21 protein-coding genes and 1 pseudogene are annotated in these 25369 nt (G+C 75.4%); 11 read left to right on the top strand and 11 right to left on the bottom strand.

Going from position 1 to position 25369, the window contains the following annotated elements:
- The 3 genes and pseudogenes from ACFU74_RS04375 to yidD all read left to right on the top strand — a co-directional run.
- Positions 1–378: pseudogene (locus tag ACFU74_RS04375) on the top strand (hypothetical protein); the annotation flags it as partial.
- 114 nt (positions 379–492) lie between these two features.
- A complete protein-coding gene (locus tag ACFU74_RS04370) occupies positions 493–1266 on the top strand; it encodes a hypothetical protein (protein ID WP_380751539.1) in 774 nt (257 codons plus the stop codon).
- Positions 1267–1378: 112 nt separating this feature from the next.
- Positions 1379–2011: a membrane protein insertion efficiency factor YidD gene (gene yidD / locus ACFU74_RS04365; protein ID WP_380751537.1), complete on the top strand. Its 633-nt coding sequence runs from the start codon at positions 1379–1381 to the stop codon at positions 2009–2011.
- A gap of 112 nt (positions 2012–2123) precedes the next feature.
- On the opposite strand, the gene ACFU74_RS04360 is transcribed toward yidD, so the two are convergent.
- Positions 2124–4433, bottom strand: coding sequence for a glycosyl hydrolase family 18 protein (locus tag ACFU74_RS04360; RefSeq protein WP_380751534.1), 2310 nt, complete (start codon positions 4431–4433; stop codon positions 2124–2126).
- Between the two features lie 316 nt (positions 4434–4749).
- Here ACFU74_RS04360 and ACFU74_RS04355 point away from each other — a divergent pair, with 316 nt between their 5' ends.
- From ACFU74_RS04355 to ACFU74_RS04345, 3 genes are all read left to right on the top strand, one after another.
- Positions 4750–5358 carry a class I SAM-dependent methyltransferase gene (locus ACFU74_RS04355; protein ID WP_380751532.1) on the top strand — a complete coding sequence of 203 codons (609 nt, stop codon included), beginning with the start codon at positions 4750–4752 and terminating at the stop codon, positions 5356–5358.
- Positions 5359–5500: 142 nt separating this feature from the next.
- A complete protein-coding gene (locus ACFU74_RS04350; protein WP_380751530.1) occupies positions 5501–6085 on the top strand; it encodes a TerD family protein in 585 nt (194 codons plus the stop codon).
- Between the two features lie 122 nt (positions 6086–6207).
- Positions 6208–7278, top strand: coding sequence for a DUF5954 family protein (locus ACFU74_RS04345; protein ID WP_380751528.1), 1071 nt, complete (start codon positions 6208–6210; stop codon positions 7276–7278).
- A 99-nt stretch (positions 7279–7377) separates the two neighbouring features.
- Here the strand turns inward: ACFU74_RS04345 and ACFU74_RS04340 are convergent, their stop codons facing one another.
- From ACFU74_RS04340 to pqqA, 5 genes are all read right to left on the bottom strand, one after another.
- Entirely contained in the window at positions 7378–8967 is a 1590-nt protein-coding gene (locus ACFU74_RS04340) for a lytic transglycosylase domain-containing protein (protein WP_380751526.1), read from the bottom strand.
- A 242-nt stretch (positions 8968–9209) separates the two neighbouring features.
- Positions 9210–10118 (bottom strand): pyrroloquinoline quinone biosynthesis protein PqqB, encoded by a 909-nt coding sequence (gene pqqB, locus ACFU74_RS04335; protein WP_380751546.1) that lies wholly within the window; start codon positions 10116–10118, stop codon positions 9210–9212.
- 22 nt (positions 10119–10140) lie between these two features.
- A complete protein-coding gene (gene pqqE / locus ACFU74_RS04330; protein ID WP_380751523.1) occupies positions 10141–11595 on the bottom strand; it encodes a pyrroloquinoline quinone biosynthesis protein PqqE in 1455 nt (484 codons plus the stop codon).
- Positions 11592–12353, bottom strand: a complete 762-nt coding sequence (gene pqqC / locus ACFU74_RS04325) for a pyrroloquinoline-quinone synthase PqqC (protein WP_380751520.1) — start codon at positions 12351–12353, stop codon at positions 11592–11594. Before pqqC ends, pqqE begins: the two co-directional genes overlap by 4 nt.
- Entirely contained in the window at positions 12350–12508 is a 159-nt protein-coding gene (gene pqqA, locus ACFU74_RS04320; RefSeq protein WP_380751517.1) for a pyrroloquinoline quinone precursor peptide PqqA, read from the bottom strand. The genes pqqC and pqqA overlap by 4 nt, the downstream gene beginning before the upstream one ends.
- A 364-nt stretch (positions 12509–12872) precedes the next feature.
- Between pqqA and ACFU74_RS04315 the strand changes: the two genes are divergently transcribed.
- Complete coding sequence (locus tag ACFU74_RS04315; RefSeq protein ID WP_380751514.1) at positions 12873–14366, top strand: glucose/sorbosone family PQQ-dependent dehydrogenase; 1494 nt, start codon at positions 12873–12875, stop codon at positions 14364–14366.
- A gap of 88 nt (positions 14367–14454) precedes the next feature.
- Here the strand turns inward: ACFU74_RS04315 and ACFU74_RS04310 are convergent, their stop codons facing one another.
- Both ACFU74_RS04310 and ACFU74_RS04305 read right to left on the bottom strand, forming a co-directional pair.
- Positions 14455–16122, bottom strand: coding sequence for a PQQ-binding-like beta-propeller repeat protein (locus ACFU74_RS04310; RefSeq protein WP_380751511.1), 1668 nt, complete (start codon positions 16120–16122; stop codon positions 14455–14457).
- A gap of 168 nt (positions 16123–16290) precedes the next feature.
- Positions 16291–16971 carry a hypothetical protein gene (locus ACFU74_RS04305; RefSeq protein WP_380751508.1) on the bottom strand — a complete coding sequence of 227 codons (681 nt, stop codon included), beginning with the start codon at positions 16969–16971 and terminating at the stop codon, positions 16291–16293.
- Positions 16972–17413: 442 nt separating this feature from the next.
- On the opposite strand from ACFU74_RS04305, the gene ACFU74_RS04300 reads away from it, so the two are divergent.
- Both ACFU74_RS04300 and ACFU74_RS04295 read left to right on the top strand, forming a co-directional pair.
- A complete protein-coding gene (locus ACFU74_RS04300; RefSeq protein ID WP_380751505.1) occupies positions 17414–17797 on the top strand; it encodes a hypothetical protein in 384 nt (127 codons plus the stop codon).
- A gap of 79 nt (positions 17798–17876) precedes the next feature.
- Positions 17877–18143, top strand: a complete 267-nt coding sequence (locus ACFU74_RS04295) for a hypothetical protein (RefSeq protein ID WP_380751503.1) — start codon at positions 17877–17879, stop codon at positions 18141–18143.
- Between the two features lie 8 nt (positions 18144–18151).
- Here ACFU74_RS04295 and ACFU74_RS04290 read toward each other — a convergent pair whose 3' ends face one another.
- Both ACFU74_RS04290 and ACFU74_RS04285 read right to left on the bottom strand, forming a co-directional pair.
- Positions 18152–18865, bottom strand: a complete 714-nt coding sequence (locus tag ACFU74_RS04290; protein WP_380751500.1) for a ribonuclease H — start codon at positions 18863–18865, stop codon at positions 18152–18154.
- A 58-nt stretch (positions 18866–18923) separates the two neighbouring features.
- Positions 18924–19862 (bottom strand): NADP-dependent oxidoreductase, encoded by a 939-nt coding sequence (locus ACFU74_RS04285; RefSeq protein ID WP_380751497.1) that lies wholly within the window; start codon positions 19860–19862, stop codon positions 18924–18926.
- Positions 19863–19992: 130 nt separating this feature from the next.
- On the opposite strand from ACFU74_RS04285, the gene ACFU74_RS04280 reads away from it, so the two are divergent.
- Positions 19993–20400, top strand: coding sequence for a winged helix-turn-helix transcriptional regulator (locus ACFU74_RS04280; RefSeq protein ID WP_380751495.1), 408 nt, complete (start codon positions 19993–19995; stop codon positions 20398–20400).
- A gap of 12 nt (positions 20401–20412) precedes the next feature.
- Positions 20413–21072, top strand: coding sequence for an organomercurial lyase (merB, locus tag ACFU74_RS04275; RefSeq protein ID WP_380751492.1), 660 nt, complete (start codon positions 20413–20415; stop codon positions 21070–21072).
- Between the two features lie 88 nt (positions 21073–21160).
- On the opposite strand, the gene ACFU74_RS04270 is transcribed toward merB, so the two are convergent.
- Positions 21161–25060, bottom strand: coding sequence for a phosphodiester glycosidase family protein (locus ACFU74_RS04270; protein WP_380751489.1), 3900 nt, complete (start codon positions 25058–25060; stop codon positions 21161–21163).
- Between the last annotated feature and the right edge of the window lie 309 nt (positions 25061–25369).

Genomic DNA, 25369 nt, shown 5'->3' with positions numbered 1-25369 from the left:
CTGGAGGCCCGCCGCCCGCTGCGCGCGGCCGCCCGCCGCGGCCCCCGCCTCGTCCGCACCGCCCGCGCCGCCGCGGCCGACACGCGGGTCGCCCCCGACGCCCGCGCCGCCGCCGACCATCTCGCCCCGTCGCCGGAGCCCCCGTCCCCGGAGCCCCCGTCGCCCAGCCCGGTGCGGCCGGCCCCGACGCTGCGGCCCGTCCCGCAGGCCCCGCCCGTCCAGGCGCCGGAGCGGCACCACGGCGGCTCGACGACCCGGACCATGCTGGTGGTCACCGTGCCCGCCGTACTGGCGGCGGCAGCGCTGCGCCCACGCGGCCGCTCCGGTCGCGGCGGTGGCAGGAGCTCCCGGGGCTCCAGCGGATCCAGCGGCTCCTGACGCCGCCTCCCCCTACCTCTTCACTCCCCGTTCGTCGGACCCCACCCGGCCCGACGAACGGTCCCGACTGTTTCCGATCGACCCTGTCGATCCCCGACCGAGAGAGGAGTTCCCATGTCCGAGTGGTTGGCGCTGGCCATCGCCATGCTGGCGGCCTGTGCCGTCGTGGTGGCGGTGGTGCTGCTGAGGCACCGCCGCGCCGGTGCGGACGAGGACACCGACGAGACGCCCGACGTCATCGAGTACATGACGATGATGATCGGCGTGGTCTACGCGATCGTGCTCGGCCTCGCCATCGCAGGCGTCTGGGAGGCCCGCGGCGTGGCGCAGGACGACGTCTTCCGCGAGGCGCAGTCGCTGCACGAGGTGAGCGAGCGGGCGCAGGTCTACCCGGTGGAGTTCCGGGAGAAGGTCCGCGCCGACGTCGACGCCTACGTCTCCTACGTGGTGGACGTGGAGTGGACGTACATGCGCGAGAACGGCGAGATCTCCGCCCGGGGCACCGAGTTGCTGGCGAAGCTGCGCAGCGACGTCGCGACCCGCGCCCCGGCCTCCGACCTGGAGGCCCAGGCCTACCAGCCGATCATGGACCGGATCAGCATCGCCGACGACGCCCGCAACGCGCGCGGGCAGAACGCCGGCCCGACCATGCCGGGCGTGGTCTGGTTCGGCCTGATCGTGGGCGCCGTGGTGACGGTCGGCATGGTGTTCGCCCTGCAGATCCGGCGCTCCCGGCGGGAGCTGTTGCTGGCCGGCGCGTTCAGCGCGCTGATCGCCTTCCTGCTGTTCCTCATCTGGGACTTCGACGACCCGTTCGGCCGCAGCGTCTCGGTCACCACCCAGACCTTCACCGACCTGTTCCCGCACCTCGGTGGCGGAAGCGGCTGAGCGCCCTGCGGATCCTCCTGCGGGCCGACCCCCGTGCCGACGGCCTTCGATAGTCTGATCGAGCCGTTGGGGGTCGGCCCCGGCGTGCGTGCGCCGAGAGGAACCGCCAGCGTTGTCCCACCAGCAGCCCGCCCAGGGCGAACAGTTCCCGACGACCCGACGCCCTGGACGCGCCTGGTGGTGGCTGCCGCCCGAGGAGCGGCGCAGGCGCAAGCGCCGGCAGCAGGAGTGGAAGGCGTACCTGCGCAGGCACGGGCAGCAGAAGAAGGACAACGACCCGACGGACTGCCTCCCGCCCGGCTGCACCGGCAGCGGCAGCGGCACGAGCGGCAGCGGCGGTGGTGGTGGCAGCGGTGGGGGTGGCGGCTGCGGTGGCGGGGGCGGCGGCGGGTGCGACGGTCCCTGTCTGATCGCCCTCTTCCCGGTGATGATGGCGGGTATCCGGTTCGCCCTCTCCAGCGGCCGGACGCGGCGCTCGGCGCACGGTGCGGACCCGGCCGCGCCCCCGCCGCGGGGCCTGGCCGCCGGGGTGCTGTACGGCGCGGTGCGCCACTACCGCACCGAGATCAGCCCGAAGCGTCCGGCCTGCTGCCGGTACACCCCGACCTGCTCGACCTACGCCGTCCAGGCGCTGCACCGGCACGGCGCGCTGCGCGGCGCCCGGCTCACCGCTGGCCGGCTGCTGCGCTGCCGCCCCGGCGTGCCCCGGCGCGGCGACGGCGTCGACCCGGTGCCGGAGCGCTGATCGGCCGCCCGTGGGCGGCCGACGGGCCCCGAGGACGCCCGGGCCCCGGAGGGCCGGCCGGTGCACCACCACCGGTCGGCCCCCCGGGGCCGCTGACGCGGGCGTCGGCGCGTCAGTTCAGGCTGCTGCTCATCGCGTTGAGCATGGTGCCGGAGGCGTCGTCGTTCTCCAGGGAGAAGGCGAACATCCCGGCCAGGCCCTTGCTCTTCACGTACGCGCCGCGGGCCTGGACGGCCTGCGGGGTGTCACCCGTCCAGAAGTTGGTGCCGTCGTACACCCAGGAGGACTCGGTCACCGGGTCCCAGTGGGTGTTGGCGGCGGTCGGGTTGAGCTCCTTCCAGGCGGCCAGGCCGGCCTCCGCGCTCAGCGGCTTGGCCGGGGTCGGGCCGGTCGCGCTCTGGTACAGGCCGAAGTTGTTGCCGGCCGGCACGCCGGTCCAGCCGCGCCAGTAGAACGGCACGCCCAGCACGATCTTGTTCGCCGGGAACCCGCCCGCGATGCCGTACTCCGGCAGGCCGGAGGTGTACGCGGTGATGGTGGTGTCGACGTTGTACTTGCGGTTGCCCGGGGTGATCGGGGTGGTCGGGTCGGCCGGGCTGTCGTGCAGCGGGTCCTGGTGGTTCGTCGGGCCCTTGGCGTCCCACGCGCCGTGCATGTCGTAGGTCATGACATCGGCGTAGTCCAGGTACGCGCCGATCTTGTCGGTCTCCAGCTGCGCGATCTTGTCCTGGCCGCTGGGCAGCGCCGCGGTCAGCAGGAACTTCTTGCCCTGGGCGTTGCCGAGGGTGTCCAGCTGGGTGCGGAACTCCTTGAGCAGCAGGGTGAAGTTCTGCTTGTCGGCGGGGGAGTAGTGGTTGCCGGTGTGGCCGCCGGCCGAGCCCGGGTACTCCCAGTCGATGTCGATGCCGTCGAACAGGCCGGCCGCCGCGGAGGTGCCGCCCGCCGGGTCACCGGCGACGTTGGTGGGCAGGTTCCCCTTGAGGAACATGTCGAGGCAGGAGGAGACGAACTTCTTGCGGGAGGCGTCGCTGGCGGCCGCGTCCGAGAAGTACTTGGAGTAGGTCCAGCCGCCGAGCGAGATGGTGAACCGCAGGTTCGGGTACTTGGCCTTCAGCTGGCGCAGCTGGTTGAAGTTGCCCTTGAGCGGCTGCTCCCAGGTGTCGGCGGTGCCGTCCACGCTGGTCGCGCCGTTGTAGTCGGCCTGGTAGTCGGCGTAGGCGTCGCCGGCGCCGTCACCGGCGTTCGGGTTGTTCTCGTTGCCCGAGTCCGAGGCCTTGACCGCCTGGAAGCAGGTCAGGTTGGTCGGGTGGATGTTGGCGAACGCGTACTGGATGACGTCCAGCTTGCCGGCCGAGCCGCTGGTGTCGACGTTCTTCGCGTGGTACGCGTTCTCGTAGACGCCCCACTGGTCGAAGTAGGCCGCGCGGAAGGGGCTGTTGGCGGGCGCCGCGGCGGTGGTGGTGGCCACCGGGGCGGACTGGGCCGAGGCGTGGGTGCCGGAGTAGCCCTGGACGGTGAAGGTGTAGCCGCGGGTGGGCAGCAGCGAGCTGACCGCCACCGAGGTGCCCATCGAGGTGGCCACCAACTGGTCGCCCGCGTACACCTTGTAGGCGACCGGGTCGTCGCCGGCGGTCGCGGTGGACGGCTGCCACTTGAGGACCACGGCGTTGTGGGTGACCTTGGTGACGGTGAGGCCGGTCGGCGTGGTGACCTTGCCGTCCCCGGTGGGGCCGGTGCCGGTCGAGGTGGCGGTGGGCGTCACGGTCGGGCTGTTGGTGGCCGTGGGACTGTTGGTGGCCGTCGGGCTGTTCGTCGCGGTGGGGCTGCTGGTGGCGGTCGGGCTGTTGGTCGCGGTCGGGCTGGCCGTGCCGGTCGGGCCCGCCGGGCCGGTCAGGCTGAGGTCGTCGGCCTGGTACGCGCCGGTGCCGTACCAGCCGTGCGTGAAGACGGTCACCGAGGTGGTGTTGGCGCCCGTGGTGAAGGTGCTGCTCAGCTGCGTCCAGCCGGTCGCGCTGGGCGACCAGGCCTGGGAGTTGACGCCGGTTCCGGTCGCGCCCAGGTAGACGTAGCTGCCGCGGACCCAGCCGGCCAGGGTGTACGTGGTGTTCGGCAGGACGGTGACCGTCTGCTGGCACTGCGCGGTGTCGGACGCCGAGGCGGCGCCGTTGAGGGCGTAACTGCCGCCGTGCACCGGGGTGGTGACGACCGATCCGTTGGCGCAGCTCCAGCCGGCCAGGGTGCCGGTCTCCAGGTCGGCGTTGGCGAGCAGGTTGACGGGGGCGGCCGAGGCGGTGTTGAGGGAGAGCGCGATGGCGGCGCTGCCGGTGCTGAGCGTGGCCGCCAGGGCGAGCGCGAGCGCCCGGCGGCGGGGGGCGACGGCCCGGCGCTCAGCGGGGCGCGCGGACATGACACGGTCGTGCATGCGGTGGTCCTCCGGAGGAGTGGGGGTTCCGGCGGTGCGATGGCCCGGGTGGGCCGAGGGAGCCGAACCGGGCACTGTGGGGGCGCGCGGTCGGGTGTACACGTGCGGCAGGGCAGGATGCGGCAGGGCGTGCGTGTGCGTGGCGCGGAACGGCCCGGGGCCGCTGCGCTCACGACATCACAGATTGGACTGGACCAATATTCGCCGTCAAGGGTGTCCGGTGGACGGACCGTCCGCTGCCGCACGACCGGTGCGACGAGCCCCGGCCCGGTACGGTGGCCTCCCGAGAGGTCCCGCGTCGAACGGAGAACGGGTCATGGACAGCAGCGCCTGGGACGACCGCTACGCCGCGAGCGAGCTGGTCTGGGGCACCGAACCCAACCGCTGGGTGGTCCGCGAGCTCGCCGGGCTCGCCCCCGGAACCGCCCTGGACCTCGCCGCAGGGGAGGGGCGCAACAGCATGTGGCTGGCCGACCGCGGCTGGGAGGTCACCGGCCTGGACTTCTCGACCGTCGCCCTCGGCCGCGCCGAACGGCTCACCGCCGCGCTGCCCGACGAGGTCGCCGACCGCCTCACCTGGCGGCACGGGGACGCCCGCGCCTTCGAGGCCCCGCCCGAGGGCTACGACCTGGTCCTCGTCGCCTACCTCCAGCTCCCCGCCGAGGACCGCCGGGCCGCGCTGCGCCGCGCGGCGGAGTCGCTCGCCCCCGGCGGCACCCTGCTGGTGGTCGGCCACGACTCCGCCAACCTGGCCGAGGGCGTCGGCGGCCCCCAGGACCCGGCGGTGCTGTTCACGCCCGACGACGTCCTCGCCGACCTGGCCGGCTCGGGCCTGCGCACCGTGCGCGCCGAGCGGGTCCGCCGCCCGGCGGGCGAGGCGGAGGCCGTCGACGCCCTGGTCCGCCTGGAGCGGGCGACGAACTGAGCCGGCGTCGGCGGGGGATCCGCATCCGGGGGGCGTCCGCGGGGTATGCAGGTGTCCCGGGACGAGGGCGTACGCGGGGCGCGAAAAGATCTACAGTGCTGTAGATTCGAGGCGCGCGCAGGCGAGCAACGAGGAGGGCGCGATGAGCGTTTCGCTGGCGAAGGGTCAGAAGCTGAGCCTGGAGAAGCCGGGCGGCGGCCGACTGGGCGTGGTCCGGATGGGCCTCGGCTGGCGTGCCGTGCAGAAGAAGGGCTTCCTGGCGAAGCTGTTCGCCGGCCAGGAGATCGACCTGGACGCCTCGGCGGTGCTGTTCGCCGGGGGCAAGCCGGTCGACGTGGTCTTCTTCCAGCACCTCACCAGCAACGACGGCTCGGTGCGGCACAGTGGCGACAACCTGACCGGCGGCGCCGGCGACGCGACCGACGACGAGACCATCACCGTCGACCTCACCGCCGTTCCGGCCGAGGTGGACCAGATCCTCTTCACCGTCAACTCGTTCACCGGCCAGACCTTCCAGGAGGTCGAGAACGCCTTCTGCCGCCTGGTCGACACCCAGACCGGCACCGAGCTGGCCCGCTACACGCTCACCGGCGGCGGCGCGTACACCGCGCAGATCATGGCCAAGGTGCAGCGCGCCGCGGGCGGCTGGCAGATGACCGCGATCGGGCAGCCGGCCAGCGGGCGCACCTTCCAGGACCTCATGCCGGAGCTGGTCAAGCACCTCTGACGGATCGACCGGACGGCCGACCGGAACCCCGGTCGGCCGGTCCGGGAACGCCGTCCTGCCCGGTCGGGTGGAGTTCCGCGATTAGCCTGCGTGCTCTGCGCACGTCCGCTAACACTGGCCGCATGGACGATGACGCTGTGCAGCTACCCGCGCACCTCACCATCCGGGTCACCTGCACCGACGATCCGGTGGCCGCGGTGGCCGGCCTGGAGGCCTGGGCATCGCGCGAGAAGTACCCGGACCTGGTGATGATGCCGCCCGTCTTCGGCAGCCTGGAGCGCACCGGCACGGGCGCCTGGAGGATCCTCCGGTTCCATGCCAGTACCCCGCAGGGGGCCCGTGACGGCCTGGGCCACACCTTCCGCACCTGGGCCCTGGCCGAACCGGGCGCGACGACGGCCGCCCCCTGGGACCTCACCGAGGAGGAGCGCACCGCCTACACCGAGGCCTACGAGCGGCTGGAGTGGGAGGCGCTGGACGAGATCTCGGTGGCCGGCCGGGACTTCCGCGTCTTCCGCGCCGAGCAGGTGCTGCGCTCGGGCCCGGACGGCATCGAGCCGCCCCGGCCCACCGACCCCGACCCGGCCGCGGTCGGCCAGGGGCACCGGCTGCCCTCCCGGGTGACGGGCTTCGTGATCGACCCGGCGGCCGGTGTCACGCTGGTCGACGGGATCCTGCGGCTGGACATGATGGCGCTGGTGCCGACCGGCCGGTTCATCCCGGAGGACGTCCGGGCCGAGGCACGGCTCGCCTCGCACCTCTACCCCAATGTGATGGTCCTGCCGGCGCACTGCGCCGTCGCCGAGTACCGGGACGGCCGCTGGGGGCCGATGACCGGCGCCTGCGAGACGCCGCAGGGCGCGCGGGACAGCCTGGCCGCCTATCTGCGGGAGTACGCGCCCCGCCTGGACCCGGCCCTCGGCGAGGACGAGCTGGTCCGGTACGCGGAGGCAGCCGACCGGCTGGACGCCGAGCGGGCCGACGAGGTGCGGGCGGGCAGCCGCCGCTTCCGGTTGGTCCGGGTCGAGCCGGTGGTCCGCCTCGGGCCGGACGGACCGGAACTGCCGCGCACCTCGGACTGGGACCCGGACGTGCCGCTGCGGGTGCAGGAACAGCGCGACCGCGCGGCCGGCATCCTCTTCGACGAAGACGAGGACGAGGACGAGGAGGCCCGGGAGCCGGAGGGCGGCTGACGGACCGTCGCCCGTGCGCGCGTCGGCCCGCCTCCCCGGACGAACGGGGGGCGGGCCGATGCCGTGCCGCGTGTCGGCCCGGACGCTTCCCGGGGTCGGTCAGCGCGCCGAGGGGGCGGCGGCCGAGGGGGAGAGCGCGGCGCTCGGGGTGGCGGTGGTGGCGGCGTCCGCCGACGGGGCTGCGGACGGCGTGGTGGGCGTCGTGCTGGTCGGCGCGGTCGGCGCGGGGCAGCCGGGGCCGGTCGGGGTCGTCGTCGCGCTCGGGGTGGCGCTCGCGGACGGGCTCGCGCTCGCGCTCGGGGTGCCGGTCGGGGTGTCCGTCGGCGTGGCGCAGCCGGTGGGCGTCTCCGTGGGCGTCGCCGTCGGGGTGGCGCTCGGGGTACCGCTCGGCGTCGTCGACGGGGTCCCGGTGGGGGTTTCGGTCGGGGTGCCGGACGGCGTGGTGGTGGGCGTGGTGGGCGTGTCGGTCGGGGTGGCGGTCGCGCTGGGGCTCGTGCCGCCGGACGGAGCGGTGCTCGGCCGGCCCGAGGGCGAGGCGGTCGCGGAGGGCGAGGGCTCGCCGGACGGCGTCGCGGTGGGCGACGGTGCGCCGGTCGGGGTGCCGGTCGCCGTGCCGGTGGGCGTCGTGGTGGACGGGGTCCCGGACGGCGTGGTGGTGGCCGGCTGCGAGCCGGTGGTCGGGCTCGGCGGCAGCGGCGCCAGCGGGCTCGGCGCCGTGACGGGGAGCAGCGGGGCGAGCGGGCTCGCCGTGCCCGGGCGGTCCGGGGTGGTGACCGGGGTGCCGTTGGTGAAGTGCGCCATCCAGTTGCGGACGGTGCGCAGGTACTCGGAGGAGTGGTTGTAGCCGAGCACCGCCCGGTCCAGCTGGGCCTGGTCGGACAGGTCGCGGCCGCCCGCGCACAGGTAGCGGCCGGCCGCCTCGGCGGCGTCGAAGATGTTGTTCGGGTCGGCCTTGCCGTCCCCGTTGGCGTCCACGCCCCAGGAGGCCCAGGTGGAGGGGATGAACTGCATCGGGCCGACGGCGCGGTCCCAGCCCGCGTCGCCGTCGAAGCGGCCGCCGTCGGTGTCGGCGATCGCCGCGAAGCCGGCGCCGTTGAGCACCGGGCCCAGGATCGGGCGGTACGTGGTGCCGGCGGCGTCGACCGCGCCCCGGCCCGCCTGGCCGGACTCGACCTCGCCGATCGCGGCGAGCAGCTGCCACGGGAGGTGGCAGCCGGGCGAGCGCACGGCGAGCGCCGCCTCGGCCTTGCGGTAGGCGGCGAAGACCGTCTCCGGCAGGGCGGGCCCGGAGCGCAGCGGGTCGGCGAACGGCGAGCCGACCGGGGCGAGCGGCGGCTGGAGCAGCGGCAGGGTGCCGCCGCCGTCGACCGGTGCGGTGCCGAGCGTGCCGGGGAGCGCGGGGACCCCGGGGATGCCGGTGGTGCCGGGGCCGAACGGGGAGGCCGCGCCGCCCGGGACCGTCGCGGTCCGGCCGGACGGGTCCTCCACCGTGCCCGCCGCGGCGACCGGCGAGAAGCCGAGGCCGGTCTGTGAACCGGTCAGCGCCGCGAGGGCGGTGAACACCGCCAGCATCCCGGTCACCCGCTTGCCGAGCCGCAGTCGGCGGCCGGCCGTGCGGCCTTTCCGCCGTCCCCCGGCCCCGGCGGGTTTCCCGCCGTCCTGCGTCGCCGCACCGCTTCCGCTCACCATGCCGTTCCCCTCCCGTCACCGTCCGGTCCCCGGGGGAACGGACGGGCTGTCACCATCGTGCCTGCCGGTGCATGACAGTTTCTCGTTTATCGGAACGATTAGTATCACGACGATCCGACAGGCCCTTGGTGGCGAAGGGCGGTACCGGGCGCCACCGTTCGGTGAACGGACGGTGGGCGGGTTCGACGGGACACCGTCAGCCGGCCCGCCCGGTGGCGGCGGCGGGCCGGGGCGGCGACGCGTCACAGGTCGAGCAGCGTCCCGTCCTCGGCGACGTCCGCGCCCGCCGCCGCCAGTGCCGGTGCCAGGGCGGCGGCCTCCGGCGAACCCCGGTGGGCGAGCGGGTTGGTGTTGTTGAGATGGGTGTAGAGGTAGCGCGGGCCGGGCCGGCGGGCCAGGTGGGGGAGCGAGTCGGCGACCGCCAGGTGGCCCATGCCGCGCGAGGTGCGGGCGCCGCCGGTGCGTTCGGCGAGTTCGTCGTCGGTGGCGAAGGTGCCGTCCAGGATCACCACGTCGGCGTCGGCCACCGCCCGGTCGAGGGCGGGCGTCCAGGCGGCGAGGCCGGGCGCGTAGACCGCGCGGGCCCGGCCGTCCGCCTCGGTGAAGCGGTAGCCCACCACCCAGTCCGCGCGCTCGCCGGACGGATCGCCCGCGGGGAGGCCGGCCGGGTCGGCGGCGTACCGGGGGCGCTTGCCACCGAGCGCCAGCGCCTCGGCGACCAGTCCGCCGGCCAGCTCGACCGGCTCGCCCGCGGTGACGGTGTGCCAGCGCGCCTTGGTGTAGGGGGCCAGCAGCGGTCCGACCGGGAAGGCCTCGTGCAGCGCCGTGCGGACCGGCCCGGTGGCATGCACCGACAGCTCGGCGGCCTCGCGCAGGGTCACCAGGCCCAGGGTGTGGTCGAGTTCGCCGCTGGTCAGCAGGACGCCGCGCAGCGGGGTGGCCCGGGTACCGGGCGGCGGCGCCAGTTCGGGCGCGGCGAGCAGCTGGGAGCGCAGGTCGGGGGAGGCGTTGACCAGGTACCAGGCGGCGCCGTCGGCGCTGACCGCCAGGCAGTCCTGGCTGCGGACGGCGCCGGTGCGGCGGGCGGTGGCGCAGCCCTCGCAGCCGCAGTTCCACTGGGGCAGGCCGCCGCCGGCGGCGGTGCCGAGGATCCGGATCTTCAGCGGGTGCTCCTCAGGCCGGGTCGGGAACGGGCGGGACGGGCGCCGTGAAGCGGCGCGGTACCGGCTCGGGTGCCGGGTCGGGACCCGGTGCCGGTTCGGCGCGCACCAGGTGGTGGTGCGGGGAGAACCGGCAGGCCGGGTCGGTGACGCCCGGGTCGCCGGTGAACTGGAAGGCCTGGCAGCGGCAGCCGCCGTGGTCCTGCTCGCGCAGCTCGCAGCTGCGGCACGGCTCGGGCATCCAGTCGGTGCCGCGGTAGCGGTTGAAGGCGGGCGAGTCGTGCCAGCTCGCCGCCAGCCCGTCGGTGACCGCGTTGGGCACCGCCAGGCCCGGCAGCTGGGCGGCGGCCAGGCAGGGCAGCACGGCGCCGTCCGGTGCGACGACCAGCTGCTCCCGGCCCCAGCCGTTCATGCACGGCTTCGCGGTGCCGCCGTGGTGGTCGGCGATCACATGGGTGATCTCGATCCGGTCCCCGTGGCGGGCCCGGGCCTCGGCGACGTCCCGCTCGGCCCGGCGGACCTGCTCGTCGCCGGGCGCCAGGTGGGCGCGGTTGAGCCAGGCCCAGCCGTAGAACTGGGTGTGCGCCAGCTCGACCCGGTCGGCGCCCAGTTCGACGGCGAGGTCGGCGATGGCGCCGAGGCGGGCGACGTTGGCCCGGTGCAGCACCGCGTTGACGGTGAGCGGCAGTCCGGCGGCGGTGAGCAGGGCGGCGGCGGCGAGCTTGCGCTCGTGCCCGGAGGGGCCGGTCAGCCGGGTCAGCCCGGCGATGGCGTCGGCCTGCCGCGGATCGGCGTCCTGGACGGAGAGCTGGACGTGGTCCAGGCCCGCCGCGGCGAGTTCGGCGGCGCGCGGGCCGTCCAGCGGCAGTCCGCTGGTGATCAGGTTGGTGTAGAGGCCGAGCCCGCGGGCGTGCGCGACGATCGCGGCCAGGTCGCGGCGCAGCAGCGGCTCGCCGCCGGTGAGGTGGACCTGGAGCACGCCGAGGCCGCGCGCCTGGTCGAGCACGCGCAGCCACTGCTCGGTGTCCAGTTCGTCCCGCTGCCGGATGAGTTCGACCGGGTTGGCGCAGTAGACGCACTGCAGCGGGCAGCGGTGGGTGAGTTCGGCGACCAGGCCGAGCGGGGCGGGCGCGTGCTTCCCGGCGGCGGCGCCGGGAAGTCCGGCCGCCGGGCACGGCTCGGCCGGCGCGCCGGTGCCGTCGAGGGTGAGCAGCCGGCGTCCGGCGAGGTCGGCCAGCAGCGCCAGCACCTGACCGGTGTCCACCCCCTCGTACTCCTCGGCGAGCCGGGCGGTGATCCGGGCGGCGTCGCGCCGGCCGTCGCAGTGCCGCAGTACGGCGGCGGCGGTCGCGTTGAGCAGCAGCACGCCCTCCGGGTAGAGCAGAGCGGCCTGCTGCCGGACCGGGTCGTGGACCAGCCGCACCCCGCGCCGCAGCCCGGGGGCCGCGGTTGCGGGTGCGGCGTTCACCGGGCGGTCCCGGCGGGCACGGCGGTCCCCACCGGTTCGGCGCTGCCGGCCGTGGCCGCGGTCTCCGGCCCGTAGTCGACGGCGTCGAGCATCGCGCGCAGCACCTCGCACTTGAACGCGAGCGCGTCCACGGCGGCCCGCTGCTGTTCGGCCGTCGCGCAGTGGTCCAGCACCAGGTCGAGGGTCTGTGCGCTGTCCCGGCGGGCGTCGGGGATGCGGTGCTCGAAGTAGGCGTAGCCGGACGGGTCGATCCAGTCGTAGTGCTTCTGCCAGGCGATGACGCGCTCCGCCATGTGGTCGGGCGAGAACATCTCGGTCAGTGCTGCCGCCACGCCCTCGGTCCACGGCCGGGTCTGGCAGAAGTGCAGGTAGGCGTCGACGGCGAAGCGCACGCCGCGCGCCACGTGCCGCTCGTCCAGCACCTCGGCCCGGGTCAGGCCGACGGCCTCGGCGAGGACCAGCCAGTCGGCCAGCCCGCCCTCGCCCTCGTGGGGGCCGTCCTGGTAGCCGAGCCGCCGGGTCCACTCCCGGCGGACCTCCGGCAGCGGGCAGTTGGCGATGATCGCGGCGTTCTTCCGGGTCAGGACCAGCTGGTAGTACCAGCGGTTGGCGACCCAGCGCCGCAGCTCCGGCGGCGTGCAGCCGCCGGAGTGCAGGCGCAGATGGAACGGGTGGGTGTCCCAGTACCGTCCCCGCAGGCCGTACAGCCTGGCCGCGAACTCCTCGCGGGTCGACGCGGTGGTGGGGGTGTGGGTCACCGAGTGGTCCGCGCGGCGTACGCGGTGACCTCGGCGCCGGTGCGGTGGCACTCCACCGCCGGGGCGGACCAGACGGGCTTGGCCGGGGCCGCCGCAGCGGTCGGCGCGGCGCCGGCGGTGACGGCGGTGGACTGGTGAGCGAGCGTGGACTTCATGGGAGTTGCCCTCCTCGGTGTAGCGGGGGTCGGGGCCGGGCGGCCCCAGGAAGGACGCTACGAGCCACCGGGCCCGCCCGCCGGTCCAACCCGCGCGATCGCCTGACAATCGCGCTCGAACGGGTGACGCGAGGGGCCCGCGGCGCCCGAGGACCGGTGCGAGTGCGCCGCCGGGGCGGTGCCGTGTCGAGCGGGCCCGCGCAGAAGTCCGTACGGGTGGCGTCCTCATCGGTCGTTCGGCGCAGCCGGTGGGGCCGTTCCGGGGGCGCTGGGCCCGTTCGGATGCGCTGAGCTGGCAGCCGGAGTGGGGGTGCCAGAGGTTCGTCTCAACGGGACAACCGTCCCCGACCGAAAGGCAATTGCCGTGAAGTATCGATACCCCGCGCTCGCCGCGGCCTCCGCGCTGGTCCTGGGAGTCACCCTGGCCACGAGCGTCCCGGCGACGGCGGGCGGCCCGACCGGGCCCTCCGGGTCCGCGTCCAGCCCCGAGTTCGACAGGAGTGTTCTCACGACCGGCCTCGGCGACCCCTACGAGCTGCTGTGGGGCCCCGACGGACAGCTGTGGTCCACCGAGAAGAGCGGTCTCAAGGTCACCCGGATCGACCCGGAGACGGGTGAGAAGGTCACCGCGCTGGACCTGACGGCGGTGGCGCACCACACCGAGGGCGGCCAGGACGGCGTGCTGGGCCTGGCCTTCCAGCAGACGGACACCGGCTGGGGCGACGGCGACCACCGGGGCGGCGGCGGACACGACGACGGCGAGGCCTACGTGTACGTGTCGTACACGTACATGACCGACACCCCCGCCGAGGTCACCGGCGAGACCAGGCGGCTGAAGATCGTCCGCTACACGCTCGACTGCGACGACCACACCCTCCACAGCCCCGAGGAGATCCTGACCGGCCTGCCCTCCGGCACCGACCACCAGTCGGCCCGGCTGCGGATCGGCGAGGACGGCAAGCTGTACTACACCGTCGGCGACCAGGGTGCCAACCAGCTCGCGCACTTCTGCAACCCGAACTGGGCCCAGCGGCTCCCCACCCAGGGCGAGGTGGACCAGCACGCCTGGTTCGGCCCCTACCAGGGCAAGATCCTGCGGATCAACCCCGACGGGTCCGTCCCCGACGACAACCCGGCCATCAACGGCGTGCGCAGCCACATCATCTCGTACGGCCACCGCAACAGCCAGGGCCTGGACTTCGCCCCCGACGGCACGCTCTACCAGACCGACCAGGGCCCGAAGACCGACGACGAGGTCAACGTCATCACCCCGGGCAACAACTACGGCTGGCCCTACGTGGCCGGCTGGCGCGACGACATGGCGTACACGTACGCGAACTGGGCGGCGTCGGCGCCCACGCCCTGCACGGACCTCACCTACGACGACATCGACATCCCGCCGTCGGTGCCGCAGCAGAAGGAGACCGACTGGAACGGCGCGTTCGTCCCGCCGATCAGCACCCTCGGCACCACGGTCCCCACCGGCTTCGAGTTCCGGGACCCGAAGTGCGCCGAAGGCGGCCTGTACTTCATCTGCTACCCGACGGTGGCGCCCTCCAGCCTCACCTACTACGCCAAGGACGGCGTACGCGGCTGGAAGAACTCCCTGCTCATCACCACGCTCAAGGACGGCAGCGTCTACCGGCTCAAGGTGGGGGCGGACGGCAACGCGGTCGGTGACGCCGAGCGCCTCTGGACCACCCAGAACCGCTACCGCGCCACCGCGCTGTCCCCCGACGGCAGGACGGTCTACGTGGCGACGGACAGCGCCGGCCTGGTCCGTGACGTGAACACGGGCGCCCCGACCACGGCACTGGAGAACCCCGGAGCGATCCTGGCGTTCAGCCTCCAGCGCTAGCGCGCCGGCCGGCCCACCGTCCACGCACGCCCGCCCCTTCAGGACGGGCGTGCGCGTTGGCGTGCGGGGCGAGGGGCCGCCGACGGGCTCAGGCCGAGCGGCCGAAGGCCAGCAGGTGGCCGTCCTTGGTGCCGACGAACACCCGCCCGCCGTCGGTCGCGGGCACCGCGAACCTGGTCACCGTGCCGAGCGGGAAGCTGCGCCGCAGCCTGAGCGTGCCGTTGACCGGAACCGCGTCGTAGACCCGCAGTTCGCCGTTCTGGCCGCCCGGGCCGGTGCCCGAGTAGATCGTCCACACCAGCGCCGAGCCGCTCGCCGTGCCGTCGGAGGTGACGACGGGGGAGCCGGAGGCGTAGCCGAAGCCCTCGGAGCTCGTCGCGGCACTGGTCAACTGCGGGTTCCCGGCGCCGTTCACCGAGTACTTGAGGGCGCGCAGCGCGCCGTAGTTCTCGACCAGGTAGACGTAGCCGCCGTCGCCGCCCCAGACGCCCGGGTGGCCCCAGACGCCCTTGAACGGGCCGGTGGTGCCGACCACGCCGTCGGTGCCGTTCGGGCCCTGGCCCATGCCGCCGAGGCGGTCCCGGTCGAGCAGGAAGATCCGGCCGTCCTTGCCGACCTGCACCATCAGGCGCGGGTGGGCGGCGGTGCCGAAGCCGGAGGGCAGCGCGGCCGGGCCGCCGGAGCCGAGGTCCACGTCGCCGTGGTCCATCTCCCGGTTGTCGGTGGGGCTGAAGAAGTCCCGTGCGGCGAGGCTGCCGTCGCTGTTGACGCCCAGCCGGACGACGGACTCGGCGAAGTGGCCGCCGGGCCGGTCGCCCGGGCCCTTCGGCGGGGAGGAGCCGTCGCCGGCGCCGTTGCCGGTCGCGATGAAGATCCGCCCGGGGCCGTCCGAGACCAGGCCGCCGCCGCTCATCCAGACGCCCGCGTTCTGCGAGGCGGAACCGGACTCGGTCGACCAGAGGGTGAGTTTGCGGGTACCGGTGTTGACGCCGGCGACCGTGCCGACGTACGTGCCGACCCCGCAGTCCGAGGCGAATCCGAAGTAGACCGCGCCGTCCAGCAGCAGCAGTCCGGCCCGCTGGGCGGAGGTGTCCGGGTCGAACGGCACACCGGGGCTGTTCACCGGCGTGCCCTGGACGGTGACCGGCCAGCCGCTGCGCTCGGCGCCCGAGGCGGCGTCCAGGGCGTGCACGGAGAAGTGCGCGCCCCCGTCGCCGGACTTGGAGACCAGGTAGACGGTCCTGCTCGCCTTGTCGTAGACGGGCGTCGAGACGATTCCGGTGCCGGGGGAGAGGCAGGCGGTGGAGGAGGTCACCGGGGTGCCGAGCGCGCGCTGCCACAGGATCCGCCCGTCGGCCGCGTCGACGCCGTAGACGTGGTTGGTGGCGGTGGCGACCACGACGGTCGAACCGGCCACCAGCGGTTGGGCGTACACCGCGCCGTCCACGGCGGTGGACCAGCGGCGGCCGAAGCCGGCCGAGGACACCTCGGCCGGGGCGAGACCGGGCTCGGCGGCGTCCCAGGCGGTGCGCATGCCGTTGCCGGAGACGGTCGGATTGTCGGCCCGGGCGGGGGCCGCGCCGCCGAGCGTACCGGCGCCGACGGCCGGGGCGAGCAGGGCGAACCCGGAGAGCAGGGCCGCCGCGGACCGCGGGATCCGGGCCCGCCGGTCGGAAGGGGGTGCGGGGGTTGGTGGCGGGGGCGCCGGCGCCGGGGCCGGCCCGGTGGGGCGCGCGGGTGGGTGAGATCGGCTCATGCGATCCGCCTTGGCTGTCGGGGGAGTACGGGAGAACGGCGCCGTGGCGTCATTGTGCGAACGACCGTCCCGCACCCGCACCCGCCCGGCACCATCGTGCCCGTCCCGTTCACGCCCCGGGGGGAACCGGCTGCGCCGGGCGGCGGGCGCGGCCGGTTCCGGGCTTCGCTAGACCCCCTTGGACAGGACCAGCGCCAGGGTGCTCGCGGCGAGCGCCTCCGCCTCCGCGTCGTCGCCAGGGCCGCGGTCCTTGACCACCTCGACCTCGTACACGTGGCCGTCGGCGGCGACGAAGTACACCGCGGGGAAGCTGCCGTCCTTGCGCCGGATCAGATGGGCCTCCTGGCCGACGCCGGGCATCGGGGCGGCCGTGAGGTCGGGGCTGGCCTTCAGGGCCGCGTACCGGGTGGGCTCGATCTCCTCGATGGAGGCGTAGGACTGCCGGGAACCCCAGGTACAGCCCCAGACCGGCTTGCCGTCCTTCGGATCGTGGTGGGTGCCCCTGAACGGGCCGCCGGTGCCGACGGCGGCGACGACCTGGGGGGAGGTCAGCAGGGTGCAGGCGTCGGCGGGCCGCTTGCTCGCGCCGGCGGGGGTGCTGCCGGTGGTGGCGGTCGGCGTCGGTGTCGGCGCCGGAGTGGTGGCGGTCGGTGTCGGCGCGGGTGCGGGAGTGGTGGCGGCCGGCGCGGTGCTGACGGGTGCGGTGGTGGCGGGCGCGGCCGGCGTGGAGGCGGCCGTCGTCGAGCCGCCGCCCGAGGAGGAGCAGGCCGCCAGCGCGAGGGCCGCGAGGGCCAGTGCGGGCAGCCGGCCGTACCGGCGGGCGGACGTGAGCGGTGACCTGCGGTCCATGGAGACCCCCTCCGATGGCGTCCGCCGGTGCGGCGGACGGCGACGTGGCAGGATCCTACGGGGCCGGGCGATCCATTATTTCCCGTTTGCGCTACGGGAGTTGGACAGCTCGGTCACACCCGGGGGGCGGGCGCGGAACGGGCGCGCCCGGCGCCCGGGACGGCGGTCCGGGGCACGGGGGTGGTACGCGCACGTGCGGCCGGGCCCCGGCGGCGCCCTGGGCGGGCCGAGCTGACCTGCCCGGATGCGAAGGGCGCTCAATACCAGTGCGGCCCGACCGGTGTCGAGCACGGGACGGCGTCTTCCCCGGACGGGTGACGTTCTGGTGAAAGTGGTCATGCCAGGAACGGCGGCCCGGCATCCTGGGCCCGTGATCATGCGGATCCCGGGACGGGGCGGGGCGCGCGACCAAGGGGATGCCAGAGGGACGGAGGCCCTGAGAATGAGCACCAACCTGCCGGAGACCGTGGCGGAGGCCCCGGCCGTCCTACCCGCCCCGCCCCGGGTAGTCGACGACCTCGCCCGCGACCTGACCCGGGCCGCCGCCGCCGTCCGGTCCGCCTCCCGGGACGGCCGGGGCGGTGGCGACCTCTCGGTGGCCGCGTACACCGCGGTGGTCTGTACGGGGCGGTCGGCGGCCCGCGCGCTGGAGGAGGCCGCGGCGTGGTGCCGGCAGGCGCCCGAGGCCGAGGTGCACTCGCTGGCCTGGGCGAGAGTGCCCGGCCACCGCGACGACGTCTTCGAATACCGGGTCACCCTCGCCGTCAGCTTCCCCGACCACGAGACCGGCGAACACGTCGGCGACACCCACCACGCCCGGCGCTGACCCCCGGCGCTGACCCCCGGCGCCGGAGCGGCCGACCGGCGGGGTCCGTCCGGGTGGCGGCGTGGCTAGACTCGCCGCCATGGACACTCGGGGGACGAACGATCCGGACGCCGGGGAACGCGAACTGCCCTTCGGCGCGGCCGTGGTGGTCGTGGTGCTGGCCGGGCTCTGCGGCGGCGTACTGCTGCTGGCCCTGCTGCACGGGCTGGGCTGGACGGTCCCCGGCCTCGGCTGGCTGGTCGCCAAGGGCGCCGTGAAGCTCGGGGTCGGCGGCGCGGTCGGCCTGGCGGCCGCCGTCGCCTGGCTCCGGGTCCGCCGCGCGGGCCGGGGACCGGACGCGTCCTAGAACCCGTCTCAGGACTGCGTGGCCGCGCACTCCACGTGGCCCCAGCCTGAGCCCACCTTGGTGATCTTGGCGCCCTTGGCGTACGGGCGGGAGCACGGGCAGGTGCCGGGGAACCGGGCGGAGAGCGTCGGCGCCTTGCCGGAGCCGCCGGACCCGCCGGAGCCGCCCGAGGTGCGGCGCTTGGCGGTCGCCGCGGCGGGGGCGCGCCGGGTCCGGACCGGGGAGCCGGTGACCGGGTCCGGCACGGGCAGGTCGGCGGCCGTCCCGCCGGCCGCCTCCTGGGTGCGGGCGGCGTCACTGGCGGCCTTGTCGGCGATGGCGTTCAGCGGATCGCCGTCCACCTGGTGGGCGGGCACGTAGACGAACTCGACCTCCCGCCCCTCCAGGAGCCCGTCGATCCGCTGGATCAGCTCCTGGTTGGCCACCGGCTTGCCGGAGGCGGTCTTCCAGCCGTTGCGCTTCCAGCCCTTCAGCCACTTCGTCACCGCGTCGCGGGTGTAGGTGCTGTCCAGCCGGACCTCCAGCGGTACGGCGGAATCCGTGGCGGTCAGCAGCTGCTCCAGGGCCGTGAGCTCGCCCACGTTGTTGGTGCTGTGCCCGAGCGGGCCGGCCTGCCAGCGCTGCGGCGCGCCCGCGCTGTCGGCCACCACGTACGCCCAGGCCGCCGGGCCCGGGTTCCCCTTGGCCGCCCCGTCGCAGGCGGCGATGATTCGGTCGTTCATCCTGCGATCATGCCAGGATCCGGGGACGTCCCTCGAACCGCGCGGCGGGCCCCCGGGCTCAGGGCACCAGGACGAGCCGGCCGCGCAGACCGCCCCGCGCCAGCCGGCGGTGCGCGGCCCCGGCCCGGTCCAGCGGCAGGGTGCCCGCCACCCGGAGCGCCAGTTCCCCGCGCGCGGCCAGCTCCGCGAGTCCGGCGAGCGCGGCGCCGTCCGCCGCCACCCAGACGTGGGCGACCCGGATCCCGCGCAGCCCGAGCGGCGCCGCGCCCGCCGACACCGCGACGAAGGACCCCCGGTTGCGCACCGCGCCGAGCGCCGTCACCCCGAGCAGCGCCGCGTCCAGCGCGCCGTCCACCCCGCCGGGCACCAGCGCGCGCACCTCGGCGGCGAGATCGGCGGCGCCGCGCGGCACGCACCACTCGGCGCCCAGCTCCCGCAGTTCCGCGGCGTCCCGATCGCCGGCCACCGCGACCACCCGCAGCCCGCGCCGCGCCGCCAGCTGCACGGCGAAGCCGCCGACCGCGCCCGCCGCCCCGGTGACCAGCAGGGTCGCGCCGGCCGGCAGGTCCAGCAGCTCCAGGGCCTGGAGGGCGGTGAGCCCGTTGAGCGGCAGGGTCGCCGCCGCGACGGCCGGCACGCCCGGCGGCGCGGGGGCGAGCGCCGCGGCGTCCAGCACCAGGGCGTCGGCGTAGGCGCCGAGCGGGACGTCCAGCCGGTCGCGCAGCCCGATCACCGCGTCCCCGACCGCGAACCCGGACACCCCGGCGCCGAGCCGCTCCACCGTGCCGGCCACGTCCCAGCCGAGCCCGGTGGTCTCCCCGGGCGCCATCAGCCCGGCCTGCGCCAGCACCCCGGCGCGCGTCACCGCGTCCACCGGATTGACCCCGGCCGCCGCCACCCGCACCCGCACCTGACCCGGGCCGGGCTCGGGGACGGGCACCTCCACCAGCTCCAGGACCTCCGGACCGCCGAACCGGCGGACGACCACGGCGCGCATCGCGCTCTCCCTCCATCGGGGGACGCCCCCCGAACCGGCGGGGCTTGCCAACGCCAACCAACCTAGGGAGAGTTGCTCTCCGGCGGGAAGTACGCACCCGCGAGTGCGTACCGCACCGAGAGGAGAGCCGATGGCCACCACGACCGCCGCCCAGCGCCGTTCGGCCGCCCGGGCCGACTACGACGCCTACCTCGCCGAGTGCCCCGCCCGGCAGCTGCTGGAGCGGATCGGCGACAAGTGGGTCAGCCTGGTCGTCAACGCCCTGGCCGACGGCCCGCAGCGCTACAGCGACCTGCGCCGCCGCCTGGCCGGGGTCAGCGAGAAGATGCTCACCCAGACCCTGCGCGCCCTGGAGCGCGACGGTCTGGTGATCCGGACGGTCACCGCGGCCGTCCCCGCCCGGGTGGACTACGCGCTCACCCCGCTCGGCACCGGGCTGCTCCCGCTGCTGCGGGCGATCAAGGACTGGGCGGAGGAGCACATGCCCGCGGTGCTGGCCCACCGCGAGGCCCACGACGGAACGGCCGGTGGGCGCTGAGAGGCTGAGGGCATGGACGTCGAACAGCTGAGACTCGCGGTCTACCGAGTCTTCGCCGCCACCGGCCGCGCGCCCGGCCACGGCGAGCTGGCCTCCGGCCTGGGCGCCACCCGGGCGGAGGTCCGCGCGGGCCTGCGGGCGCCGGCCGACGCCCGGCACCTGGCGCTCGGCCCGGACGGCGCGATCGTGATGGCCCACCCGTTCTCGGCCGTGCCGCTGGGCTTCTCCGTGATGGCCGGCGCCACCCTGTGGTTCGGCGGCTGCGCCTGGGACTCCTTCGCGCTGCCCCACCTGGTGCCCGGCGCCGACCCGGCCCTGGTCGCCACCACCTGTCCGGCCTGCGGACGCCCGCACGCCTGGACGGTCACCCGGCAGGCGCCGCCCGAGGGCGGCCAGGTGGCGCACTTCCTGGTGCCCGCCGCCCGGATGTGGGACGACGTCGTCCACACCTGCGCCCACCAGCGGCTGTTCTGCTCCACCGAGTGCGTCGACGCCTGGCTCGCCGCCACCGGCAACCCGCGCGGCGCCGTCCTCGACCTGGCCGGCCTCTGGCGGCTCGCCGCGCACTGGTACGACGGGCGGCTCGACTCGCCGTACCTCCGGCGCGAGCCGGCCGAGGCGGCCGGCTATCTGTACTCGGTGGGGCTGCGCGGCGCGTTCTGGGGGCTGTGAACCGCCGGGACGCCGAAGGCCCGTGCGGGCCGCCCCCGTTGAGGCGGGGGCGGTCGCACGGGCCGGGATCAGGGACGGGCCGGCAGCGTCACAGGGCGCTGCACTGACCGCCCTTCGGGCCGTTCACGGTGTTGCCGTGGCCGCCGTTCCCGGGGGCCGGGGTGTTGCCCGCGCAGTCCAGCGGACCGCGCACCGTGCTGCCGGCGACGGCGGTGCCGCCGGTGTTGAGCGCCAGGTGGGCCGGGCCCTCGACGGTCGACCAGAGCAGGGCGACCTGCCCGGTGGAACCGCTCACCGAGACCGGGCCGGACACCTGGGTGTCGGTCAGCACGAAGGCCGCCGCGCCGCGTGCCGAGACCGGGCCCTTGAAGGTCGAGCCGTTGGCGACCAGCGCCGCGCCCGGCTGGACCAGCACCGGGCCGGTGACCGTCGCGCCGTCCAGGCAGGTGACGCCGGAGGTGACCGCGAGCTTCTTCTGGGCGCCGCGCAGCGTGGTGGTGCACGCCGGGACGGAGCCAACGGTGAGCCTGCGCTCCGCCGTCACGCCGCCGACGGTGACGGTCAGCGTCGCGCCGCCCGGGCGCAGGCCGGTGAGCGTGCCGGTGGCCGGGTCGTACGCGGCGACGGTGCCGCGCGGGGCCTTGGCGGCCGGGCCGATGTGCACGCCCTGGCCGCCCCACCGGGCGGTGACCGGCCAGGCGACCGGCACCGTCCGCTCGCCGTCCTGGGTGAAGGTCGCGCTGACCGGCACGGAGGCCAGCAGGCCGAGCGACTCGGGGGCGGTCAGCTGCACCGCGTCGGCGCGGGCCCGCACCTCGGCGCGCAGCCAGGCCGAGGCGTCGGCCGGCACCGCGTACGGGTCGGTGACCTTGCCGGCGGCCGGGTTGACGCCGAGCATCGTCCAGCCGGTGAAGCCGCCGCGGTCCGGCTCGGCGGCCGGGCCCTTGCCGGAGTTGCCGTTGATCAGGTACGGGACGCCGTCGACGCTGCTCGCGTGGAAGGCACCGACGTGGCCGCTGATCATCGCGGCGGACTTGCCGCCCGCGCGGAAGCCGGACAGCCACTGCTCGACCAGCGCGGCCTCCTTGCGGTCACTGAGCTGGCTGCCCTGGTCGGGCAGCGGGTCGCGGGTCGGGTGGTGGTCGAACAGCAGCAGACCGGTGACCGACGGGTCCGCGGCGGCCTCGTCCAGCGTGCTGCGCAGCTTGGCGATCTGGTCGAAGCCGCTCGCGCGGAAGGAGCCGAGCGCGCTGTTCAGGGTGATGAAGCGGGTGCCCTTGACGTCGAACACCTTGCTGGTCTCGCCGAACGCGGCCTTGAAGTTGTCGATGGTGCCGGGGCCCATCACCTCGTGGTTGCCGGGCACGTAGTGCCAGGGGACGGTGCGGCCGGTGAGCTGGTCGAACTCGTCCAGCACCTTGCGGGCGAGGGCGAAGTCGGCCGGGCTCGCCTCGTCGACCAGGTCGCCGGTGATGACCAGCAGGTCGGGCTCGGCGGCGGCGATGTCGCGCAGGGTGCGGCGGGCGGCCTGCACCAGGTCGCTCTCCGGGGCGCGGGCGATGAACTGGGCGTCCGACATCACCGCGACCCGCAGCGGGCTGCCGTCCACGGTGCCGTTGGTGAGCACCACCGGGTCGGTGACCCGCGGGCGCACCGGCAGTTCGACGTCCGGCGCCACCTTGACCCGCAGGTCGGCCAGGGTGAGCGCGCCGCTGTAGGAGCGGGCGGCGCCGGTCTCCATCAGCCGGAACCGCTGGAAGGTCAGCGGGTACTGCACGCCGGCCGGGACCGGGAACTCCACCTTGCGCCAGCCGGTCCAGGTGACCATCGGGGCGTCCAGGTTGGCGGTGACGCCGGCGGCGGTCCGGTACTGGATGCGCGGCCAGGCGCCGTTGCCGTCGCCCTCGATCCACATCGTGATCGAGCGCGGCTGGCCGGGCAGCACGATGCCCTCGGGGGCGATGGCGTACTGGCCGCGGGTGCCGGTCGACTGGGTGAAGTCGTAGCTCAGCCCCAGGCCCTTGCCGCCGTCGTGGCCGGCGGCCGGGGCGACGCCGCCGCCGGGCGCGCGGTCGTTGCCGGACTTCCAGGCGGCCGCGTCGGAGAAGTCGGCGAACGGCTTCTCGGTCATGCCGACGGTGACGGCGACGGAGGTCTCCAGACCGCCCACGGTCAGCTTGAGGGTGGCGGAGGTGCCGTCGGTGAGCGCCTTGAGGGCGATCGAGCCGTCCTCGGCGGCGGAGGTCCCGACGACGCCCGCGCCGCCGGTGACGGTGATGTCCGAGGCCTCGACGGGGGCGGCGTGGCCCTGGGCGTCGTAGCCGGTCACGGCGATCTTCGCGGTGGCGCCGGCGGCCTCCAGGCCGATCGGGTCGGTGCCGGCGGTGATCCGCACCGGCGCGCCGAGCACGGTCAGCGGCAGGGTGCCGCTCTCGGCGCCGTCGGCGGCGGCGGTGACGGCGGCCGGGCCGGAGGTGCGGCCGGTGACGACGGCCTCGGTGCCCTTGCCGGACACCTCGACGGTGCCGCTGCCCGCTGCGCCGTCCTTGGGCGCGCCCTTGGCGGCCGACCAGCGGACCGGCGGGGTGCTGCCGGTCACCGGGCCGAAGGCCTCGTCGTGCGGCAGCGCGCGGACGGTGCGGTGCAGGCCGGGGAAGACCCGGCTCGCGGTGTCCACGGCCTCCGCCGGGCGGACCCGGAAGCCCTTGACCTGGCCGGAGCCCGGCGCGGAGAACAGTCCGAGCCCGTTGGCGACGGCGCGCTCCCCGCCGTTGTCGGACGGGCTGCTGACGGTGCCGGCCTGCGCGGTGCCGGGCAGCCGGGCGGCCATCGCGGTCGAGCCGCCGCCGTCCATGTTGAGCGCGTTGCGCGCGCCCATGTCCCGCATCAGCACCGCCAGGTCGGGCAGGCTGATGCCGGGGCTGTCGGCCTGCCGGCCGTCGATGCTGACCAGGTACATCCGCTTGTTGTCGGCGGAGAAGCCCACGGCGGTGCGGGCGTTGAGCTCGTTGCCGTCGTTCTCGCCGGGCCGCATGGCGACGCCGTCGCGGACCAGCACCTGGTAGCCGCCGACCGCGACCGCGACCTCGCCGAAGGAGGCGCGCGGCCGGTAGCCGGTGGAGACCTGGTCGCCGGGCTTGAGGTCGCGCAGCGCGCGGGCGCCGGCCTCCCGGCCGACCAGCACGGTGGCGCCCTCGGGCACGGCGCCGCCCAACTGGTCGCGGACGGCGGTGACCCGGCCGTCGCGCAGCTCGACCTCGACCACCTCCGAGGAGCCGCCGGCGACCTTGGCGCGCGGGGCGTTGCCCCAGGCGGGGGTGAACAGGCCGACGCCGTCGGCGGGCACGCCGTAGGTGTTGACGCCGTTGAGCTTCAGCTCGCGGCCGCCGGGCAGGGCGGCGTGGCCCTCCAGGAACACCTCGGCCATCCGGGCCAGGCCGTCGGTGCCGACGGTCACGGCCTGGTTCCAGCCCTCGATGGGGGCGTGGATCAGGCCGTCCTCGCGGGAGACGCCGACGCCGAGCGGGGCCTCGGAGGCGTTCATGTCGAAGTAGTCGCCGTTGATGGCGGCGACCGCGCCGGCGCCCCGGGCCATCTCGGTGACGGTCTGGCGGGTCGTCACCTGGCCGGAGGACAGGTAGTCGACGCTCAGGCCCTCGGTGGCGAGGTCGGCGACCAGGACCTTGCCCCGGAGCCAGCCGGTGGTGCCGAGCCGGTCGAAGGCGGTCATGGTCAGCCCCGGGGCGATCGGGGTGACGTCGCGCCGGGTGACGACCGACTCGCCGGGGCGGTCGAGCACCAGGCCGGGGTCGGCGGTCGTGCCGTTCGCGGCAGCCGGTCCGCCGGGCGCGGCCCAGGCGGTGGCGGGGGCGAGGACGGGCAGGCCGGCGGCGACGAGCGCGCAGAGCGCGAGCGTCGCGGCGGGGCGCCGGCGACGGCGCGGGGCGGGAACGGGGGCGGTCGTCGTGGGGGTGACGGGCGGTGACATCGGTGGTTCAGCTCCTCGTACTGCTACGGGACGTGCGTACCGCCGGTGCGAGCGCAGGACGCGGTCGGCGGCATGGGGAGCGCCGCGGGGCGGCGCGGCCCGGGCGTGTGATCACCAGGCCGACGGCAGCCAATCGTCCACGAAAGACCGTCACACCACGTGATGGTGAACCGGCCCGTTCGGCCGTGCGAACAAAAGCCCCATCCGTCGCGGGAACATGACATCTGCCGCGGGAACATGACACAACGGGCCGTCGGGACAAGGGCGGTGAGGATCGCGGTGGCCCGGACTGCCGGTTTCCCGTCCTGG

It is taken from the genome of Kitasatospora sp. NPDC057500, assembly GCF_042802195.1.
Taxonomy (GTDB): domain Bacteria; phylum Actinomycetota; class Actinomycetes; order Streptomycetales; family Streptomycetaceae; genus Kitasatospora.
Note: the sequence above shows the minus strand (reverse complement) of the source record. Positions and strands in the feature narration are given on the sequence as shown.